At 75.2% G+C, this 18,812-nt stretch carries 17 protein-coding genes; 6 read left to right on the forward strand and 11 right to left on the reverse strand.

Going from position 1 to position 18,812, the window contains the following annotated elements:
• Nucleotides 1-621 carry a hypothetical protein gene (locus MLV88_RS14915; RefSeq protein ID WP_242361021.1) on the forward strand — a complete coding sequence of 207 codons (621 nt, stop codon included), beginning with the start codon at nt 1-3 and terminating at the stop codon, nt 619-621.
• 127 nt (nt 622-748) lie between these two features.
• Here the strand turns inward: MLV88_RS14915 and phoU are convergent, their stop codons facing one another.
• The 8 genes from phoU to MLV88_RS14955 all read right to left on the reverse strand — a co-directional run bounded on the left by phoU (nt 749) and on the right by MLV88_RS14955 (nt 8,328).
• Nucleotides 749-1,444 carry a phosphate signaling complex protein PhoU gene (phoU, locus tag MLV88_RS14920; RefSeq protein WP_242338968.1) on the reverse strand — a complete coding sequence of 232 codons (696 nt, stop codon included), beginning with the start codon at nt 1,442-1,444 and terminating at the stop codon, nt 749-751.
• A 20-nt stretch (nt 1,445-1,464) separates the two neighbouring features.
• Entirely contained in the window at nt 1,465-2,208 is a 744-nt protein-coding gene (gene pstB, locus MLV88_RS14925) for a phosphate ABC transporter ATP-binding protein PstB (RefSeq protein WP_242339036.1), read from the reverse strand.
• Between the two features lie 40 nt (nt 2,209-2,248).
• Nucleotides 2,249-3,163, reverse strand: a complete 915-nt coding sequence (pstA, locus tag MLV88_RS14930) for a phosphate ABC transporter permease PstA (RefSeq protein ID WP_242338970.1) — start codon at nt 3,161-3,163, stop codon at nt 2,249-2,251.
• Nucleotides 3,160-4,098, reverse strand: coding sequence for a phosphate ABC transporter permease subunit PstC (pstC, locus tag MLV88_RS14935; RefSeq protein ID WP_242355607.1), 939 nt, complete (start codon nt 4,096-4,098; stop codon nt 3,160-3,162). The genes pstA and pstC overlap by 4 nt, the downstream gene beginning before the upstream one ends.
• 171 nt (nt 4,099-4,269) lie before the next feature.
• Nucleotides 4,270-5,082 carry a phosphate ABC transporter substrate-binding protein gene (locus MLV88_RS14940; protein ID WP_242361023.1) on the reverse strand — a complete coding sequence of 271 codons (813 nt, stop codon included), beginning with the start codon at nt 5,080-5,082 and terminating at the stop codon, nt 4,270-4,272.
• Between the two features lie 27 nt (nt 5,083-5,109).
• Nucleotides 5,110-6,336, reverse strand: a complete 1,227-nt coding sequence (locus MLV88_RS14945) for a porin (protein ID WP_242361025.1) — start codon at nt 6,334-6,336, stop codon at nt 5,110-5,112.
• 159 nt (nt 6,337-6,495) lie between these two features.
• The gene (locus MLV88_RS14950) at nt 6,496-7,629 is read right to left on the reverse strand and encodes a sensor histidine kinase (RefSeq protein ID WP_242338975.1); all 1,134 of its coding nucleotides are present in this window, start codon (nt 7,627-7,629) and stop codon (nt 6,496-6,498) included.
• A gap of 3 nt (nt 7,630-7,632) precedes the next feature.
• Complete coding sequence (locus MLV88_RS14955) at nt 7,633-8,328, reverse strand: response regulator (protein ID WP_242338978.1); 696 nt, start codon at nt 8,326-8,328, stop codon at nt 7,633-7,635.
• 116 nt (nt 8,329-8,444) lie between these two features.
• Between MLV88_RS14955 and MLV88_RS14960 the strand changes: the two genes are divergently transcribed.
• From MLV88_RS14960 to MLV88_RS14975, 4 genes are all read left to right on the forward strand, one after another.
• Nucleotides 8,445-9,539 (forward strand): OmpA family protein, encoded by a 1,095-nt coding sequence (locus MLV88_RS14960; protein ID WP_242338980.1) that lies wholly within the window; start codon nt 8,445-8,447, stop codon nt 9,537-9,539.
• Between the two features lie 54 nt (nt 9,540-9,593).
• Nucleotides 9,594-10,562: a GGDEF domain-containing protein gene (locus MLV88_RS14965; RefSeq protein WP_242338982.1), complete on the forward strand. Its 969-nt coding sequence runs from the start codon at nt 9,594-9,596 to the stop codon at nt 10,560-10,562.
• A gap of 9 nt (nt 10,563-10,571) precedes the next feature.
• Nucleotides 10,572-11,723, forward strand: coding sequence for a THUMP domain-containing class I SAM-dependent RNA methyltransferase (locus MLV88_RS14970; protein ID WP_242338984.1), 1,152 nt, complete (start codon nt 10,572-10,574; stop codon nt 11,721-11,723).
• 122 nt (nt 11,724-11,845) lie between these two features.
• Nucleotides 11,846-12,418: a hypothetical protein gene (locus MLV88_RS14975; RefSeq protein ID WP_242338986.1), complete on the forward strand. Its 573-nt coding sequence runs from the start codon at nt 11,846-11,848 to the stop codon at nt 12,416-12,418.
• 33 nt (nt 12,419-12,451) lie between these two features.
• Here MLV88_RS14975 and MLV88_RS14980 read toward each other — a convergent pair whose 3' ends face one another.
• From MLV88_RS14980 to MLV88_RS14990, 3 genes are all read right to left on the reverse strand, one after another.
• Nucleotides 12,452-13,582, reverse strand: a complete 1,131-nt coding sequence (locus tag MLV88_RS14980) for a tetratricopeptide repeat protein (protein WP_242338988.1) — start codon at nt 13,580-13,582, stop codon at nt 12,452-12,454.
• Nucleotides 13,583-13,597: 15 nt separating this feature from the next.
• On the reverse strand, nt 13,598-13,780 hold the full coding sequence (locus MLV88_RS14985; protein ID WP_242338989.1) for a thioredoxin family protein: 183 nt from the start codon (nt 13,778-13,780) through the stop codon (nt 13,598-13,600).
• Nucleotides 13,781-13,848: 68 nt separating this feature from the next.
• Entirely contained in the window at nt 13,849-14,370 is a 522-nt protein-coding gene (locus MLV88_RS14990) for a DUF4442 domain-containing protein (RefSeq protein WP_242338991.1), read from the reverse strand.
• 87 nt (nt 14,371-14,457) lie between these two features.
• On the opposite strand from MLV88_RS14990, the gene MLV88_RS24625 reads away from it, so the two are divergent.
• Entirely contained in the window at nt 14,458-18,798 is a 4,341-nt protein-coding gene (locus tag MLV88_RS24625; RefSeq protein WP_242338993.1) for a DEAD/DEAH box helicase, read from the forward strand.
• The last annotated feature ends 14 nt before the right edge of the window (nt 18,799-18,812 follow it).

An 18,812-nucleotide genomic window follows, 5' to 3' on the forward strand; every position in this document is an offset into this window, starting at 1 on the left:
ATGCGGAAGCTCTCGATCGCGGCGGCGCTCCTGGCGCCGGCGCTCACCCTCGCCCAGGCGGGCACGACCACCGGACAGCCTGGCGCCGCGGGCGCCTCCGGAGCCGGCACCGCCGGCGCTGCCCAGCCCGGCCAGGCGGGCGCGGGCACCACCGACTCGACCACCGCAGGGACGACGCCGGGCGCGGCCGGGACCGGGACCGCCGGGGCCGCCGGGACGGCCGGCGGCGCCGGGACGACGGGCGGCACGGGCGCTCAGCCCTGCCCGCCGGGCATGGTCCCCGCGACGAGCGCCGGAGTGCCCTCCACCGCCACGACCCCCGGTGACGGCGCGACGGCCGGAGCGGCGGCGGGCGCGGCGCAGGGGACCGGCTCGGGCGCCACGGGCGCGGGGACCGGGACCGGCGGGAGCGCGGTCGGGACCACCTGCGTCCCCGCGGGCACGACCGGGAGCGGGACGGGCGCAGCCGGGACCACCGGCGGGAACGGCGCGACGCAGTCGCCCGGCGCGGGCGGCACGTCGGGGATGTCGCCGCCCGCGGGTGGCGCCCCGGAGGGCTCGGGATCCGGCGCAGCGGGCGCGGTCGGCGGCGCCTCCGGGCCCGCCACGCGGCAGCCCTGACCTCGGGGGAGCGGCGCCTCGCAGCGATAGGCGTCGGCGCCGGCTCGGGCGCGAGGCCGCTCCGCGCGCGAGAGGCGCCTCTTCCACGGCCAGGGCGCCTCGGCGGCGCGCTCGCGGCGACCGCCGCCTACGCGCCGGGGACGCCCGGCGCGCGGCTCCGCGGGTGACGCACGTCGGTGCCGCGGACCATGTAGACGACCATCTCGGCGAGGTTCGTCGCGTGGTCGCCGAAGCGCTCGAGGTGCTTCGCGGCGAACATGAGCGCGGTCGCGCGGCGGATGTTCTTCGAGTCCTCCATCATGCGGCCGAGCATGTCGTTGAAGATCTTGAGGTAGAGGGCGTCGATGAGCTCGTCGCTCTTCATGACCTCCTCGGCCTTCGCGACGTCTCCGGTGACGAACGCGTCGAGCGCCTTCTTGAGCTGCGCCTCGGCGAGGTCCGCGATCTTGGCGAGGTCATGGGTGGGCGCGAAGGCGGGCGCCTGGGCGAGGTCGAGCGCGCGCTCGGCGACGTTCACCGCGAGATCACCCATCCGCTCCAGGTCCACCACGATCTTGAGCGCGGTCGTGATGAAGCGCAGGTCGGAGGCGGCCGGCTGGCGCAGGGCGAGGATGCGCCGGCACTGGCCGTCCACGTCCACCTCCATCCGGTTGATCTCGCGGTCCCGCAGCTTCACCTGCTCGGCGAGCTCCACGTCGCGCTCGGTGACCGCGCGCACGCTCGAGACGATGGCCTGCTCGACCAGGCCCCCCATCGCGAGCAGCCGGTCGCGGAGCTCCCGGAGCTCCGCCTCGTACGTCTTGTCGGTATGGGTCGTCGCCATGATCGTCCTCGAGGAGAAGCCTAGCCGAACTTGCCGGTGACGTAATCCTCGGTGCGCTGCTCGCGTGGCGTCGTGAAGATCTGCTCGGTGGGCCCGACCTCGACGAGCTCGCCCATGTAGAAGAAGGCGGTCTGGTCCGACACGCGCGCCGCCTGCTGCATGTTGTGGGTGACGATGGCGATCGTGTAGCGCGCCTTCAGCTCGTGGATGAGGTCCTCGATCTTGGCCGTGGCGATGGGGTCGAGCGCGCTCGCGGGCTCGTCCATGAGCAGCACCTCCGGCTCGACCGCCAGCGCCCGCGCGATGCAGAGCCGCTGCTGCTGGCCGCCCGAGAGGCCCATGGCGCTCTCCCCGAGGCGGTCCTTCACCTCGTCCCAGAGCGCCGCCGAGTGCAGCGAGCGCTCGATGCGCTCCCCGAGCTCCCGCTTGTCGGAGAGGCCGCCGATGCGCAGGCCGTAGGCGACGTTCTCGAAGATCGACTTCGGGAACGGGTTCGACTTCTGGAACACCATGCCCACGCGCCGGCGCAGCTCGACGGCGTCGAGGTGCCCCGCGTAGATGCTGCGGCCGTCGAGCAGGATCTCGCCCGAGGCGCTGGCGCCCGGGATGAGGTCGTTCATCCGGTTGAGCGCCCGCAGGAAGGTGGACTTGCCGCAGCCCGAGGGGCCGATGAGCGCGGTGACCTGGCGCTCGGGGAGCGTGAGGCTCACGCCCTTCACGGCGGCCTTCGGGCCGTAGCGGATCTCGAGCCCGCGGGTCTCCATCTTCGGGGCGGCGGAGGCGTGCTGGGGGATGCTCGTCATCTCAGTGTCCGGCGGCGGCCTTGCGGCGGGTGCGGGTGCGGATGGCGATCGCGACGAGGTTCAGGGCGAAGGTGAGCGCGAGCAGCACGAACACCGTCGCGTAGAGCAGGGGGCGCGTCGCCTCGACGTCGGGCGACTGCGTCGCGAGCACGTAGACGTGGTAGCCGAGGTGCATGAACTGCGACCACACGGAGCCGGGCAGCTCGGGGAGGAAGTAGGCGACCCCCGTGAACAGGAGGGGTGCCACCTCGCCCGCGCCGCGCGCCACGGCGAGGATCGCGCCGGTGAGGATACCCGGGAGCGCCTGGGGGAGAACGACGCGGGCGAGGGTCTGCGAGCGGGTCGCGCCGAGCGCGAGGCTCGCGTCGCGGTGCTCGCGCGGGACGGCGCGGAGCGCCTCCTCGGTCGCGACGATGACCACCGGGAGGGTCAGCACCGCGAGCGTGAGCGCGGCCCACAGGAGCGCGGGGCGCCCGTAGTGGAGCTCGCCCGGCGGGGAGAGCGCGTGGTCGAGCGCCCCGCCCACGAACTGGATGAAGAAGCCGAGGCCGAACAGGCCGAAGACGATCGACGGCACCCCGGCGAGGTTCGTGACGGCGACGCGCACCAGCGCCGCCATGCGCGAGCTCGGCGCCGCGTACTCGTGCAGGTAGACCGCCGTGAGGACGCCGACCGGCATGACGGCGACCGTCATGATGAGCGTCATCACCGCGGTGCCGTAGATGGCGGGGAAGATGCCGCCCGCGGTCATCCCCTCCTCCGGCGAGGAGGTGAGGAACTCCCAGCTCACCCGGCCGGCGCCCCCGCGGAACACGTCCACGAGGATCACCGCCAGCATGGCGACGACGAGCGCGGCGGCGGCCCCGGTGAGGACCGTCAGCGCGGCGCCGAGGGTCTTGCGGCTGGCGACGCTCACGCGGTCCCCGCCATGCGCCGCACGAGCCGCTTCACGAACGCCGCCGCGAGCGAGTTGAGCACGAAGGTGAAGAGGAACAGCTCCACCCCGATGAAGAACAGCACCGCGTAGTGGGTGCCCCCGAACACCACCTCGCCCATCTCCGCGGCGATGGTGGCGGGCAGCGTGCGGACCGAGTCGCCCAGGCTGAAGGTCGTCATCGCGGCGTTGCCGGAGGCCATGAGCACGATCATCGTCTCGCCGATGGAGCGGCCGAAGCCGAGCACCACCGCGGCGAGCACGCCCGGGGCCGCGGCGGGCAGCACCACCTTGAACGCCGTCTCCCAGCGGGTGGCCCCGAGCGCGAGCGACGCCTCGCGGTAGCTGCGCGGGACCGCGGTGAGCGCGTCCTCGCTGACCGTGAAGATGACCGGCACCACGGTGAGGGCGAGCGCGACCCCGGCCACCACCGCGTTCAGGCGCGAGGTGAAGCCGAACGCGTCCTGGAGGACGCTCGCGAGGACGATGAGCGCGAAGAACCCGAGCACCACGGAGGGGATGCCGGCGAGGAGCTCGATCGTCGGCTTCAGCACCTCGCGCAGCCGCCGGGGCGCGAACTCGGAGGTGAAGAGCGCCGCCGCGACGCCCACCGGCACCGACACGAGCATGGCGACGGCCGTCACCTTGAGGGTCCCGACGAACAGCGGGACCATCGAGTACTTCGGGATCTCGGAGACCGGCTGCCAGCTGAAGAAGGCCGGCCGCCCGGCGCGCCAGGCCTGCGGGAGGAACATGCGCGCGAGGTCCGTCTCCTCCCGGACCTCCGGCGAGGTGAAGATCGGGAGCGCCTCGCGCGCGACGAAGACGAAGATGAGGACGACGGCGGCGATGCCGGTGAGCGCGACCAGGGTGATGACCGCCTGGATCGCCGCCTCACGAAGCTGCCGCCGTCGCATCGACGGGGAGGGGCGTGCCACCGCCTCCTCCCCGGTTTCGGCAATGACCTGTTCCACGGGCGGGGTTTCTCGCACGGCTCGGTGACGCCCGCGTGACGGCCGCGTCGCGTCCATGTGACACGGCACCGCCCGCCCGGCGTGACGCCGGGCGGGCGGCAGGGTGCCTGTCCGCTACTTGACGGGGAAGTAGCCGACCTGCGTGACGATCTTCTGCCCGGCGGGGGAGAGGCAGTAGTCGATGAACGCCTTGGCCTCGCCGGAGGGCTTGCCGCGCGTGTACATGAAGAGCGGCCGGGAGAGCGGGTACTTGCCGGAGGCGACGTTCTCCGCGCTCGGCGTGTAGCCCTGGCCGTCCGCGCCGACCACCTTGACCTCCTTCACGCCCTTCGCGTACGCCGCGCCGCCGTACCCGATGCCGTTCTTCTCCTTCGCGACCGCGTTCACCACCGCGGCCGTGCCGGGCAGCGTCTGCGCGGAGGACGCGTAGTCGGCGCCCTTGAGCACGTTCTCCTTGAAGAAGACGTAGGTGCCCGACGAGTTCTCGCGCGAGTAGAGGACGATGGGCGCGTCGCTGCCGCCGACGTCCTTCCAGTTCGTCACGTCGCCCGCGTAGATCTTCGCGAGCTGCTCGATCGTGAGCTGCTGCACGGGGTTCGCGGCGTTCACGTAGATCGCGACGCCGTCCTTCGCGACGGCGGTCTCGGTGGGCAGGATGTTGTAGCGCTCCCGCACCTTGCCCTTCTCCGCGTCCTTCATCGCGCGCGACGCGTTCGCGATGTCGGTCGTCCCGTTGATGAGGGCGGCGATGCCGACGCCCGAGCCGCCGCCCGTGACCTGGACGCGCTTGCCGGTGTTCTGCTTCATGTACTCCTCGGCCCAGCGCTGGGCGAGGATGACCATCGTGTCGGAGCCCTTCACGGTCACGGCGGCGCTGGCGAGGGCCGGCGCGATGGCCGCGACGAGGGCGATGAGCGTGCGCTTCATTCGTGTCTTCTCCTGTTCCCTGGGTGACTAGAACTTGGCCTGCGCCTGGACGATGAACTGGTCGCGCTTGGGGTCGGACGAAACGCCCGGGGCCCGGTCGCCGTTCATCGGGTGCGCCCAGGCGAGGGAGATCTTCCCGCCCTCGCCCACGAAGGTGTGCACGGCCGCCTGGATCTCGCGGGCGGTCTTCACGTTCGTGCCGGTGAGCGGGAGCGTGTTGTCCGCCGTGAACTCCTCGTAGCGGAACGCGACCTGGTGGTAGCGCCCCACGTTCTGGGTGGCGAGCCCGTACCAGCCGTGACCCGTCTTGCCGAGCTTGTCGCCCGCGCCGCCGTTCTTGTCGCTGATGGTCGTGCGGCCCCAGATGTACTCACCCTTGAGCGCGGTGCCGCCCACGGGGAGGAGATCGAGGTAGAGCTGCGCGTCGGCGCCGAGGCGGTAGCGGTCGTACTCGGGGTCGTCGGAGGCGACGTAGTTCACGGTCTTGCCGTACCAGCCCGACACGCCGCCGGTGAGCATCCCGAGGTCGACGCCGAGGCGGCCGATCACGTCCTTGCGCTGGTCGTTGTCGTAGCCCGCCTGCTTCGCGTCGACGCCGTCGCCGTTGAAGAGGCCGACCTTGAAGTTGAGCGGCCCGTACACGCCCTTCAGGGCGACGCCGAGGTCGTACTCACCGGCGAGGTAGGCGCGGACGACCGCGGAGCGCTCGAGGAGGTCGAGATCCGACGAGGAGCGGACGCCGACCTCGTAGCCGAAGGGGAAGAGCTGGAGGCCCGCGTCGATGGCGAAGCCCTGCCACGGCAGCTTGATGGACGCGAACGCCTCCTTCGCCGAGACGCCGGCGGGGGTCGCGTCGAGCTGGAGGACGAACTGCGACCAGTCCGCGTCGTAAGCCGCCTTGAGGCGGCCGCGGCGGATGAAGAACCCCTGCTGCGCCGGGGCGCTCTCGGGCGTCGTGTTGAAGTCGGCGGCGGTGCTCTCCTGCCAGGCGTAGCGGCCCTGGACGTAGCCGGAGAACTTGAGCTTCTTGAGGCTCGCCACGTCGGTCTTCGTCTCCGCGTACTGCTCCGCGAGGGAGTCGACCTTGCCCTGGATGGCGGAGCCGTCGAACGGAGTCTCTTCCTGCCCGCCCTGAGCGGCGGCGGGGGCCTGCTGCTCGGCGGGGACCTGCTGGGGCGCGGCGGCGGCCTCCTGCGCGCGCGCGAGCGCGGGGCAGAGCGCGAGCACGGCGAGGACGGCGGTGAGGCGGTTCATGAGGTGTCGGACCCTTTCGTGAGGTCGAGCGAAGGCTCGGTCCGGGCACGTTTCTAGGGGCCGGCGATGACGCGCCCACGGCGGCGGCGTGACGAAACGGCGAACTCGGCAGCGGCGCCGGCCCGGACGGGAAGGACGGGCGACCGGAGGCGACGGAGCTCAGGCGGCGGGGAGCCGCACCCAGAACCGCGAGCCGCTCGCGCCGCTCTCGACGCCGACCTCGCCGCCCATCCCCTGCACGAGGTGCTTCACGATGGCGAGGCCGAGGCCGGTGCCGCCGTGGTCGCGCGCGCGGCCCGGGTCGATGCGGTAGAAGCGCTCGAAGAGCCGCGGCAGGTGATGGCGGTCGATGCCCGGGCCGGTGTCCGTCACCGACAGCACCCACCCGTCCCCCTCGCGCTCGGCGCCGACGGTCACGCCGCCCTCCGCCGTGTACTTCACGGCGTTCTCGACGAGGTTCACGAGCACCTGCTCGAGCGCGCGCGCGTCCGCCCGCACCCGCGCCTCCTCCGGCACCTCGGCGGCGAGCCGGAGGCCCTTCCCGCGCGCGGCCGCCGCGACGAGGTCCACGGCCTGCGCCGTCACGTGCGCCGCGTCGACGGGCGCGAGCTCGAACGACCACTGCCGCGACTCGATGCGCGAGAGGTCGAGCAGGTCCTGGGTGAGCCGCGACAGCCGCTCCGCGTGCCGCGCCACGATGCCCACGAACTCGCGCGCGGCGGCGGGATCCTCGAGCGCGCCGGCGAGCAGCGTCTCCGCCGCGGCGCGGATGGCCGCCACCGGGGTGCGGAGCTCGTGGCTCGCGTTCGCCACGAAGTCGCGCCGGGTCGCGGCCGCGCGCTTCGCCTCGGTGACGTCGCGGAGCAGGAGGAGCACCTCGCCGCGGAGGAGCGGCGCGAGGTGGACGAGCCAGGTGCGGCGGCCGAGCTGCAGCTCGAGCTTGCGCGCGGTGCCCTCGAGGGCGCGCTTCACCGCCTCGGACAGCTCCGCGCTCCGCGTGATCTCGAGCGGCGTGAGCCCGGCGGCGCGCCCGCTCGCGGCGAGCGTGTCGAAGGCGGCGTTGGAGACGCGCACCCAGCCGTCGCGCGACACGAGCGCGGCGGCGTCGGGGAGCGCCGCGAGGAGCTCCTGCTCGGTCGCGTCCGGGTGGAGCGCACCGCCCCGGCGCGGCGCGCGCGCGGCGAGGAGCTCCGCGAGCTCGCGCACGTCGCGGCCCAGATCCGCCGGCGGCCCCCCCGCGAGCTCGGCGCGCAGCGCGCGGATGGCGGCGTTCAGGGGGGTGCGGCCGAGCACGCGCTAGCCTTTCTCGTCGGGGTCGATCAGCCGGTAGCCGATCCCCCTCACCGTCTCCAGCAGATCCCTGCCCGATCCCAGCTTCTCGCGCAGCCGCTTCACGTGCGTGTCGACGGTGCGCGTCTCGACCTCCGACGACATCTCCCAGACGTCCTCGAGGAGCTGCTCGCGCGACTGGACGCGGCCGAGCCGCGCCATGAACGTCGTGAGGAGCCTGAACTCGAGGGGCGTGAGCTGCACCTCCGCGCCGTCCACGAAGGCGCGGTGCGCGTCCACGTCCACGCGGATGGGCCCGACCGACTCGGGAGGCCGCTCCGCCGAGCGCCCCCCGCCGGCGCGGCGCGCGACGGCCTTGAGGCGCAGCACGAGCTCGCGCACGCTGAACGGCTTCGTCACGTAGTCGTCGGCGCCGACCTCGAAGCCGACCACGCGGTCGAGCTCGTCCCCCTTGGCCGTGAGCATCACCACCGGGACGTGCCGCGTGCGGGGGTCCGCCTTGATCTGCCGGCACACCTCGGTACCCGACACGTCGGGCAACATGAGGTCGAGGAGGACGATGTCCGGAACCCTGCGCCTGAGCTGGATCAGCGCCTGCTCGCCCGTGGTGGCGAGGAGGGTCTCGAACCCGGCGGCTCGCAGGTTGAAGTCCAGGAGCGAGAGGAGATCCCGCTCGTCGTCGACCAGAAGTACGGACGTCACGGGACGAGCTTAACGCACGCTGCTGTGACAGGCTGATGACCGCCATGCGACGGAACGGTGAACGGCCCAGGGCGGGTCCCCGCGCGGGGCGCGGCTCGCGGTACGATGGCGCGCGCATGCGACGCCTCGCGCTCTCCGCCTCGCTCGCGCTCGCGCTCGGCTGCGCGTCCGCCCCCGTCGCGGAGCCCGCGACGCTCACGCCGAACGGTGCGATGCTCCGCGGCGCGGAGCTCGCGCGCGCGCGGTGCCTCCTCGTCGCGCCGTTCGAGAACGCCTCCGACGTCGCGCTCGCCGCGGAAGCCGCCACCTCGGCGCTCCTCTCCGGGGTCGATCCCTCGCGGGCGCGCGTGTTCCCCATCCCCGAGCTGCGCGCGGTCTTCCGCGACACTCCGCTCGAGCTGCCCGCCGGGATCGCCCCGAGCCTCGCGCTCGAGCTCGCGGAGCTCGTGGGCGCCGACGCGGCGGTGTACGGCACCGTCGAGGGCGGGGGAAAGGGCGAGGACGCCCCCCTGCTCGTGTCGGTGCGCGTCGCCGTCACCGGAGCGCACCGCCTGCTGTTCGCGCGGAACGCGGTGGTCCACGCCGCGCCCGGCGAGTCGCCGGAGGAGGCCGTCCGGCGCACGGTGGACGAGCTCGCCCGCCCGATGCTCGCCAGGATCGGCGACCCCGGCCGCAAGCAGTGCTTCGATCCGGCGCGCACGCAGGCGCTCCGGCGCTTCGCCCTCGCGGAGCCGCGCCAGGGCGCCCGGCCCGACCCGCAGCCCGCGGTGGTGCCGGCGGTCGCGGAGGCGAAGGCGCCCGCGCCCGCCGCGCCGGCCTCCGAGGTGCAGCCGCGGACGCCGCGCCAGGCGGAGTGGGCCCGGAGGCTCGCGGCCGGCGAGCGGGTGGTCGTCGAGGACGTCGCGTTCTCCGGCCGCACGGCCGAGCTGCTCCGCGACGGCGGCCTCGCCGACCTCGCGATCGCGCTCGGCGCCTCGCCGGGCGTCCCGGTCCGCGTCGAGGCGTTCGTGGACGCGACCGACGATCGCGCCGGCGACGTGGAGCTCTCGAGCGCGATGGCGCGCGCGGCGGGCGAGCGGCTCCTGCAGCTCGGCCTCTCCCGCGCGCGGGTGAGCTGGGTCGGACGAGGCGGCGAGAGCCCGCTCCTCCCCAACTTCACGGCGCGCGGCCGCGCCGCCAACCGCCGCGTCGAGGTGGCCGCGGGGCGCTAGGCTCCCGCCCGCTTGACACGGCGCCCCGGCGCCGGGATTGAACGGACACCGCGCGTGCGCCTGCGATCCAGAGGACGGCCGACCGAGGGCCCGCCCACCCCGCCGCCGCCCGGCGTCCACGCCCCGTCACGCGCCGCGCTCGGCGCGGGGGCGCCCTCCGGGCTCGCGCGCGCGGCCTGGCTCGCGGCCGCGTTCGGGATGACGGTCTGCGTCGGCTTCGCCGACTACCTCACCGGCACGGACGTCTCGCTCATCCTGCTCTACCTCGCGCCGATCGGCTTCAGCACCTGGTTCGTCACGCTGCGGGGCGGGGTCGCGCTCTCGATCGGCGGCGCCGTGGTCGCCACCGCCGCCGACACGCTGTACCGGCTCGAGTCGGGCGGGCGCGCGCTGCCGGTGGCGGTGCTCGGCTGGAACGGCGTCATCCAGCTCGGCACCTCGCTCGCGCTCGTCCTCGTCCTGAACGCGCTCCGGGTCCGGCTCGAGGCGGAGGAGCTCCTCGCCCGCACCGACACGCTCACGCACATCCCCAACCGGCGCGCCTTCATCGAGGCCGCCACGCTGGAGCTGGAGCGCGCGCGGCGGCACCGCCGGCCGCTCACGTTCGCCTACGTGGACTGCGACGACTTCAAGGACGTGAACGACCGGCTCGGCCACGCGGAGGGCGACGCGCTGCTCGCCGTCGTCGGGCGGACGCTCCGGTCGGCGACCCGCGCCATCGACTCGGTCGCGCGCCTGGGAGGCGACGAGTTCGGGCTCCTGCTCCCGGAGACCGACGAGCCGATGGCGGAGGCGCTCCTCGCGCGGCTCCAGGGGACGCTGCGGGAGACGATGGACCGGCACGGCTGGGCGGTGCGCTTCAGCGTCGGGGCGGCGGTGTTCCGAAAGCCCGCCGTCTCGGTGGACGAGATGATGGCGCGCGCGGACGAGCTCATGTACGCGGCGAAGCGCACGGCCAAGGGGTCGGTCAGGCTCGGCGTGTTCGACGGCGGCGCGCGCGCCAGCGCGGCCCGGCCGAGGTAAAAGACGGCGATGCGCTTCTTCGCGACGTGCGCGAAGGGTACCGAGGGTGCCCTCCGCCGAGAGCTGTCCGCGCTCCGCCTCCCCGCCGTGCGCGGCGACCGCGGCGGCGTCTCCTTCGAGGGCCCGCTCGAGGCCGGCATGAAGGCCTGCCTGCACGCGCGCACGGCGATGCGCGTGCTCCTCGAGCTCGCGCGGTTCCCCGCCCCGTCGCCGGAGGCGCTCTACGAGGGCGCGCGCCAGGTGGCCTGGGGCGAGTGGCTCACGCTCCGGACCACCCTCGCGGTCGAGGCGACGGTCACCTCCTCCGCCATCACGCACTCGGGGTACGCTGCGCTCAAGGTGAAGGACGCGGCGGTGGACGTGCTCCGCGAGGCGCTCGGCGCGCGCCCCGACGTCGATGCCAAGGATCCCGACGTCCGCATCGTCCTCCACCTCGCCCGCGACGAGGCGGCCCTCTCGCTCGACCTCGCCGGCGAGCCGCTCCACCGCCGCGGCTACCGCGGCGGCGCGGCCACCCTGGCGCCGCTCAAGGAGACCCTCGCCGCCGCGATCCTGCTCCTCGGCGGCGTGGACCCCGAGGCGCCTTTCGTGGATCCGATGGCCGGCTCCGGAACGCTCGCGATCGAGCACGCGCTCCGCGCCCGCCACGTCGCGCCCGGCCTCGGCCGCGCGTTCGGCTTCCAGCGCTGGCCGATGTACCGCGGCGCCCCCCAGTCCGCCTGGGACCGCATGAAGGTCGAGGCGCGCGAGGCGATCCTCCCGCGCGCGCCCGCGCCGGTGCTCGCCCGCGATCTCCACACCAAGGCCATCGACGCCCTCCACCGCAACGCCGCCGCCGCCGGGGTGGCCGCGGACGTGACCATCGAGCGCGGCGACGCGCGCGAGCTCCAGCCCATCGCGGCGCGCGGCTTCCTCGTCACGAACCCGCCCTACGGCGAGCGGCTCATGTCGGGCGAGGAGGACCCGCGCGTGCAGCAGAAGAAGCTCGGAGGCTTCTACCGCGGCCTCGCCGAGATGCTCGCCCGCCACTCCGGGTGGACCGCCGTCGTGCTCTCGGGGAACCCGCTCCTCGAGCGTGCGATCGCGCTCCGGCCCGAGGTGGATCACCGGCTCTGGAACGGCCCGCTCGAGGCGCACCTGCTGAAGTACCGCATCCCGTGAGCCGGCCGCGGGCGAGTGACGAGGACGTCGGGCCGGACCCCGCGCCGGGACGACCGGCCTCGGACCCGACCGCGACCAGACTCTCCGTTGCAGCGCCCGCGGCGCTCGCCTACGGTTCGGCCGTGCGCCCGCTCCTCACCGTCCTCCTCGCGATGGCGCTCACGGCCTCCCCCGCGCGCGCCGCCGAGGCGCCCCGCGCCACGCCGGGCCGCGCGGCCCCGAAGGCGGCCTCTCCCGCCGGTGGAAAGGAGTCGGTCGAGCGCCGCCGGGAGGCGATCGCGCGTGAGCTCATCCGGCTCGGCGGCGAGCTGCAGCGCGCCATCGAGGCGGGCGACGTCGGGGCCGTCGTGGCGCGCGTCCCGCCGGACGGGCTGCGCTGCGGCGACCGCGTCGTGCCGCGCGAGCGGGTCGAGCAGGATCTCCGCGCGGAGGGGAGCTGGCTGCACGGCGTCTTCTTCGGCGGACCCGGCCACGTCCCCTTCCCCGGGATGGCCCGCTCGCTGCGCGCCTTCTTCCGCGAGGCGCGCGAGGTGGCGGTGCTCGTCGCGTTCCGCGCGGACGCCCGCGCGGGGCCGGCCGGCCTGCCCTGCATCGACTACCGAGCGCCCGGCCTCGGGACGCCCGGGGCGCCGCTCTGCTTCGTGCGGCGCGACGGCCGCTGGTGGTTCACCGAGAGCCTGTACCCGTGCCGGTGAGGATGCGGGGCGCGGACGGCGCCCCGCCGCGGGTCACGACGTCCCCAGCTCGCCGAGCAGCTTCTTCGCCTTCCGGAGATAGCCGCGCGGCCTCGACGCCTCGGGCATCGCCTCGCCGTCGCTCATGGCGCGCTCGAGCGTCGCGCGCGCGCCGGGGCGATCGCCGAGCTTCGCCTGCGCCTCCGCGCGGAGCACCAGCACCCGGATCCGGCGCGGTCCCTCCGCGAGCGCGAGCGCGCGGTCGGCGGCGCCGAGCGCGTCGGCCGGCCGCCCGAGGGCGAGGTAGAGGACACCGAGGTTCGTGGGGGGCACGTACTCGCCGGGCAGCTCGCGCTCGGACGCGAGGAGCGCCGGGAGCATGCGCTCCGGCTCGCCGATGCGCAGCGCCGCCTGGAGCCGCTGCCCGTCGAAGGCGGAGCGCGCGAGCGGGGTCGGCGCGCGGCGGGCCTCCCCGTCCAGGAACGCGAGCCAGCGGCGCGCGAGCGCCTTCGCCCCGGCCGCGTCCCCCGCCTCGGCCCGCGCCGAGGAGAGGACGTCGTACAGCCAGGAGCGGTCGTCCGCGAGGACCCCGCGCGCGTCCAGCGCACGCCGCGCGCCGGGCTCGAGCGCGGCGACCTCCGCCGCGCGCGCCTTGGCGTCCTCGAGCTCGAGCGCGCACGAGAGCCCCTGGGCGGCGACGCGCGCCGCGCTCGCGCCGCGGAGGCCGGGCAGGACCTCGCCCGCCGCGCGCGCGCAGCCGGCGGGGTCGCCCGCCATCGAGAGCGCCTGGACCGCGGCCTCGGAGGCGCGCTCCCGCGCCGGGAAGCTCTTGCCGCCCGCCGCGAGCGCCTCGTGGTAGGCCACCGCGGCCTCCGCGTGCCTCCGCGCGCCGAGGAGCCGGTCCGCGCGCGCGAGCGCCTCCTCCGCGCGCGACACCTCGCCGGCCCGGAGCTGGCGCTCACCGTCGAGCGCGATCCGCTCGATCTGCTCGGCCGTCGCGGTCCCGGCCCAGCGGACGATCACCCGCTCGTCCTCCGGGTTCACGACGAGGATGCTCGGCCACGCGTCGATCGGGAACTTGCCGACGAAGGCCGCGTTCCTGGGCTTCTCCGTGTCGATGTCGAGCCAGACGAACCGTCCGGCGAGCTTCTGGAGCCGCTTGTCCGGGAGGACGTAGGCCCGCATGAAGCGGCAGGTGGGTCACCAGGGGGCCCAGACGTCCACGACGAGCGGCACGCCGCGCGAGCGCGCCTCGGCGCGCGCGCGGTCGTAGTCGTCCGCGATGGACCGGCCCCGCGCGGTGCCGGGCGCCGCGACCGCGCGGACCGGCCCGACGAGGGCGAGCGCTGCGGCGAGGACGGCGACGGAGGCGGGGAGTCGCATGCCCGGAGCATAGCGTCCGGGCTCCCCGCGCGACAGCGGAAGCTCACGACCGGCGCTCGCGAGCGCCGTCAGGCGCCACCGGTCCGGGTCTCGCGCGGCGGCGCCTCGGCGAGCCGCACCGGCCCGTCGCCGCGCTTCAGCGAGAGCGCGAGCGTGAAGCGCGCGACCGGCTCCTCACCGTACTTGTCCGGCACGAGCGCCGTGATCCCGACGGGCAAGGTCACGCGCTCGCCGGTCTCGTGCGTCTTGCGCACCGCCGCGGCGACGCGCGCGCCGTCGGCGCAGCGGAAGAGGACGTCGCCGTCGGCGCGCTTCAGGAACTCTCCCTTCACGTCGGCGAAGACGAGCTTCACGCCGCGGAACTTCCCGACGGTGGTGAGCCGCGCGGCGTGCAGCCCGCCGGCCAGGTCGGCGCCCGCGCACAGCGCGCCGAAGTACATGGAGCCGAGGTGGTTCCGCGTGCGCCAGCCGAGGGGGATCTCGATCTCGCAGACCTCCTCGTCGAGCCGCATCACCCGGGGCCCGACGAAGAGGAGCACCGGGATCCTGAGGGACAGCAGGCGTACGAGCGCGGTTTCCTTGAGCAGCATGAGGCTCCCCGTCGAGGTTGAGGCACGAATCATAGGGGGGAGCCCGAGACGCGGGCGTCGCCCGGGCGGGGCGCTTAAGAGAAGCGCGTGCTCGACAGCTTCCACCCGGTCGTCCGCGACTGGTTCACGCGGCGGTTCGGCGACGCGACGGAGCCGCAGACGCCCGCCTGGCGGGAGATCGACGCGCGGCGCGACGTGCTCGTCTCGGCGCCCACGGGCTCGGGCAAGACGCTCGCGGCGTTCCTCCACGCCATCGACGCCCTCCTGAAGGAGGGGCTCGCCGGCGAGCTCGGCGACCGGACGCGCGTCGTCTACGTCTCGCCGCTGCGCGCGCTCGGCAACGACATCACGAGGAACCTGCAGGCGCCGCTCGCCGAGATCCGCGCCGCGGCCCACGCGGCCGGGCTCACGCTGCCCGAGCTCCGGGTCGCGGTCCGCACCGGGGACACGCCCGCCTCGGCACGGCGCAAGCTCCTGCTCCGTCCGCCGCACATCCTCGTCACCACGCCCGAGTCGCTCTACCTCCTGCTCACGAGCGAGAGCGGGCGGGCCTCCTTGGGCGACGTCGAGGCGGTGATCGTGGACGAGATCCACGCCCTCGCGGGCGACAAGCGCGGCGCGCACCTCGCGCTCTCCCTCGAGCGGCTCGAGGCGCTCGCGCGGCGGCGGCCCCAGCGCATCGGCCTCTCCGCCACGGTCGATCCGGTGGAGGAGGTGGCGCGCTTCCTCGTCGGCTCGGAGCGGGTCGATCCGCGGGGCCGTCCGCGCTGCGCGATCGTGGAGGTCGGCCGCCGGCGCCGCTTCGACGTGGCGATCGAGGTCCCGCGCGACGAGCTCTCGTCGGTCGCCTCGAGGGAGCTGTGGGCCGAGACCTACGACCGGGTGGCCGACCTCATCCGCGAGCACCGCTCCACGCTCGTGTTCGTGGGCACCCGCAGGCTCGCGGAGCGGGCGGCGCACGCGCTCGTCGAGCGGCTCGGGGAGGGCGCGGTGTCGGCGCACCACGGCAGCCTCTCCCGCGAGCGCCGGCTCGCCACGGAGGAGAAGCTGAAGGCGGGCGCGCTGCGCGCGGTGGTGGCGACCGCCTCGCTCGAGCTCGGCATCGACGTGGGCGAGGTGGACCTCGTCGTCCAGCTCGGCTCGCCGGGGGCGATCTCCACCGGCACCCAGCGCATCGGGCGCGCCGCGCACGTGCGGGGCGGCACGCCCAAGGGCCGGCTCTTCCCGATGAGCCGCGACGAGCTCGTGGAGTGCGCCGCGCTCGTGCGCGGGCTCCGGCGCGCGCGCCTCGAGCCCGTCGCGGTGCGGGCCGCGCCCCTCGACGTCCTCGCCCAGCAGCTCGTGGCCGAGGCGACCTGCGGGTCGATCCACGAGGACCGCCTCTACGCGCTCGCGCGGCGCGCCTGGCCGTACCACGACCTCGCGCGGGCCGACTTCGACGCGGTGGTGGAGATGCTCTCGGAGGGGATCGCCACCACGCCCGGCCGCACCACCGCGCTCCTCCACCGCGACGGCGTGCACGGCCGCGTCAAGGCGCGGCGCGGAGCGCGCATCGCCGCGCTCACCGGCGGCGGGACCATCCCCGACACCGCGCAGTACGCCGTGGTGGCCGAGCCGGAGGGCGTGACCATCGGGCAGGTGGACGAGGACTTCGCGGTGGAGAGCCTGGCGGGCGACGTGTTCCTGCTCGGCACGACCTCCTGGATGATCCGGCGCGTGGAGGCCGGGATCGTCCGGGTCGAGGACGCCCACGGCGCTCCGCCGGGCGTCCCGTTCTGGAACGCCGAGGCGCCGGGGCGGAGCGGCGCCCTGTCGGCGGAGGTGTCGGCGCTGCGCGCGGAGCTCGAGCCGCGCCTCGCCGACCCCCAGGCGGCCGTCGCCTGGCTCGCGGCGGAGGCGGCGCTGCCCGAGGCGGGCGCGCGCCAGGTGGTGGACTACCTCGCGGCGGGGCGCGCGGCGCTCGGCGCGCTGCCCACGCAGGACACGCTCGTCGCGGAGCGCTTCTTCGACGAGGCCGGCGGGATGCAGCTCGTCCTGCACGCGCCGTTCGGCGCGCGCACCAACCGCGCCTTCGGGCTCGCGCTCCGCAAGCGCTTCTGCCGCACGTTCGACTTCGAGCTGCAGGCCGCCGCGACCGACGACGGCGTGCTCCTCTCGCTCGGGCCGCAGCACGCGTTCCCGCTCGAGACCATCTTCTCCTACGTCACGCCCGCGACGCTCGACGAGGTGCTCGAGCAGGCGGTGCTCCAGGCGCCCATGTTCGGCGTGCGCTGGCGCTGGAACGCCACGCGCGCGCTCGCCATCCCCCGCCTCTTCAGGGGCAAGCGCATGCCTCCGCCCATCGCGCGGATGCGCGCCGAGGACCTGCTCGCCGCGGTCTTCCCGGCGCAGGTCGCCTGCCAGGACAACGCGCCGGGCGGGCCGATCGAGGTGCCCGCTCACCCGCTCGTGCGCGAGACGCTGCGCGACTGCCTCACCGAGGCGATGGACGCGGCCGGGCTCCGGAGCTTGCTCGCGCGGATCGCGGCCGGCGAGGTGCGGCTGCTCGCGGTGGACACGCCCGAGCCCTCGCCGCTCTCGCACGAGCTCCTCAACGCCCGGCCCTGGGCGTTCCTCGACGACGCGCCGCTCGAGGAGCGCCGCGCGCGGGCCGTCGCGGTGCGGCGGTCGTTGCCGGCGGCCGAGGCGAGCGGCATCGGCGCGCTCGATCCCGCCGCCATCGCGGAGGTCGCCGAGCAGGTGTGGCCCGCGCCGCGGGACGCGGACGAGGTGCACGACGCGCTCCTCGATCTGGGGATCCTGCCGCTGGCGCCCGCGTCCGGATGGGAGCGGTGGCTCGGCGAGCTCGAGGCGGCGGGGCGGGCGGCCGTGATGACCGTGGGTGAGCGCCGGTGGTGGGTGGCGGCGGAGCGTGTGGGGACGGCGAGGGGGGCGGCGGGGGGGATGGGCGGATCGACGTCGACCTCGACCGCGAGCCCGACCTCGAACCCGACCTTCTCCCCTCCCCTCTCCCCGCTCGCGTCCGAGCGCATCCCCGAAGATCCGGTCCTCGCCCTCGTCCGCGGCTGGGTCACCCACCTCGGCCCCACCACCGCCGTCGACCTCGCCGGGCGCATCGGGCTCTCCGAAAGCGCCGCCGCGTCCGCGCTGCTCCGCCTCGAGGCCGAGGGGCTCGTCCTTCGCGGCTCCTTCCTCGCCGGATCGCCCTGGTCCGCCGACGCGCCGCACTGGTGCGAGCGGAGCGTGCTCGCGCGCATCCACCGCCTCACCCTCGGCCGGCTGCGCCGCGAGATCGAGCCCGCCAGCGCCGCCGTGTTCCTCCGCTTCCTCGCGCGCTGGCAGCACGTCGCGCCGGGCACGCGGCTCCACGGCGCGCGCGGCCTCGCCGAGGTCCTGGGAATGCTCCAGGGCTTTCACGCCGCCGCGGGCGCGTGGGAGCGCGATCTCCTGCCCGCGCGCGTCGCAGGCTACGAGCCCGGCCTGCTGGACGGGCTGTGCTCGTCCGGCGAGGTCGCCTGGGGCCGGCTGCACGTGGCGCCGCCGCAGGACGGCCCGCCGCGCCGCAAGGGCGCCCCCACCCGCTCGGCCCCGGTGACGCTCGCGCTGCGCGAGGAGCTCCCCTGGCTGCTCGAGGCCATCGCGCCCGAGCGACCGCCGCTCGGCGAGATCGCGGGCGCGCTCGTCGCGGTGCTCGCGCGGCGTGGCGCCTCGTTCCTCGCCGAGCTCGCACCGGCGGTCGGCGCACCGCCCGGAGAGACGGAGGAGGCGCTGTGGGAGCTCGTGTCGGCGGGGCTCGTGACCTGCGACGGGTTCGCGGGGCTGCGCGCGCTCGTCGCGCCGCCGGCGCGCGGGCGGGCCGCCCGACCGGGCAGCGCGGGGGGACGGTGGGCGCTGCTGAGGCCGACCCCGACCGAGAGTTCCGCGCTTCGTCCCACGGACCGCGTCGCGGCCGGCTCGAGCTCGTCCCGCCCGACCGAGAGTTCCGCGCCACGTACCGCCGGACGCGGGACGGACGGCGACCTCTCCCCGGAGACGCTCGACCGCGTGGCGCGCCAGTACCTGCGCCGCTACGGCGTCGTCTTCCGCGATGTCCTGGCTCGCGAGTCTCGCCCGCCGCCCTGGCGCGATCTCGTCCGCGTCTACCGGTCGCTCGAGGCGCGCGGTGAGATCCGCGGCGGTCGCTTCGTGGTGGGCTTCAGCGGTGAGCAGTTCGCGCTGCCGGAAGCGGTGGACGCGCTCCGCGCCGCGCGGCGCGCGGGGGATGGGAACCCCGACCGGCTCGACCTCTCCGCGTCCGACCCGCTGAACCTCGCCGGCATCCTCACTCCCGGGCCGCGCATTCCCGCCGCGCCAGGGAGCCGCGTCATGCTCGAGGGCGGCGTTCCCGTCGCCGCGATCGTGCAGGGCACGCAGGCGGGGACGGGGTGATGGTGACGGCGGCG

The organism is Anaeromyxobacter soli, from assembly GCF_022808855.1.
Classification (GTDB): Bacteria; Myxococcota; Myxococcia; order Myxococcales; family Anaeromyxobacteraceae; genus Anaeromyxobacter; species Anaeromyxobacter soli.

Excerpts from the sequence above, each read along its gene's own strand:
- MLV88_RS14985 (WP_242338989.1), bottom strand. The coding sequence starts at position 13,780 with ATGCGACTCCCCGCCTCCGTCGCCGTCCTCGCCGCAGCGCTCGCCCTC.
- MLV88_RS14970 (WP_242338984.1), top strand. The coding sequence starts at position 10,572 with ATGCGCTTCTTCGCGACGTGCGCGAAGGGTACCGAGGGTGCCCTCCGC.
- pstC (WP_242355607.1), bottom strand. The coding sequence starts at position 4,098 with ATGCGACGGCGGCAGCTTCGTGAGGCGGCGATCCAGGCGGTCATCACC.
- MLV88_RS14980 (WP_242338988.1), bottom strand. The coding sequence starts at position 13,582 with ATGCGGGCCTACGTCCTCCCGGACAAGCGGCTCCAGAAGCTCGCCGGA.
- MLV88_RS14940 (WP_242361023.1), bottom strand. The coding sequence starts at position 5,082 with ATGAAGCGCACGCTCATCGCCCTCGTCGCGGCCATCGCGCCGGCCCTC.
- MLV88_RS14945 (WP_242361025.1), bottom strand. The coding sequence starts at position 6,336 with ATGAACCGCCTCACCGCCGTCCTCGCCGTGCTCGCGCTCTGCCCCGCG.
- MLV88_RS14915 (WP_242361021.1), top strand. The coding sequence starts at position 1 with ATGCGGAAGCTCTCGATCGCGGCGGCGCTCCTGGCGCCGGCGCTCACC.
- phoU (WP_242338968.1), bottom strand. The coding sequence starts at position 1,444 with ATGGCGACGACCCATACCGACAAGACGTACGAGGCGGAGCTCCGGGAG.
- MLV88_RS14960 (WP_242338980.1), top strand. The coding sequence starts at position 8,445 with ATGCGACGCCTCGCGCTCTCCGCCTCGCTCGCGCTCGCGCTCGGCTGC.
- pstB (WP_242339036.1), bottom strand. The coding sequence starts at position 2,208 with ATGGAGACCCGCGGGCTCGAGATCCGCTACGGCCCGAAGGCCGCCGTG.
- MLV88_RS14990 (WP_242338991.1), bottom strand. The coding sequence starts at position 14,370 with ATGCTGCTCAAGGAAACCGCGCTCGTACGCCTGCTGTCCCTCAGGATC.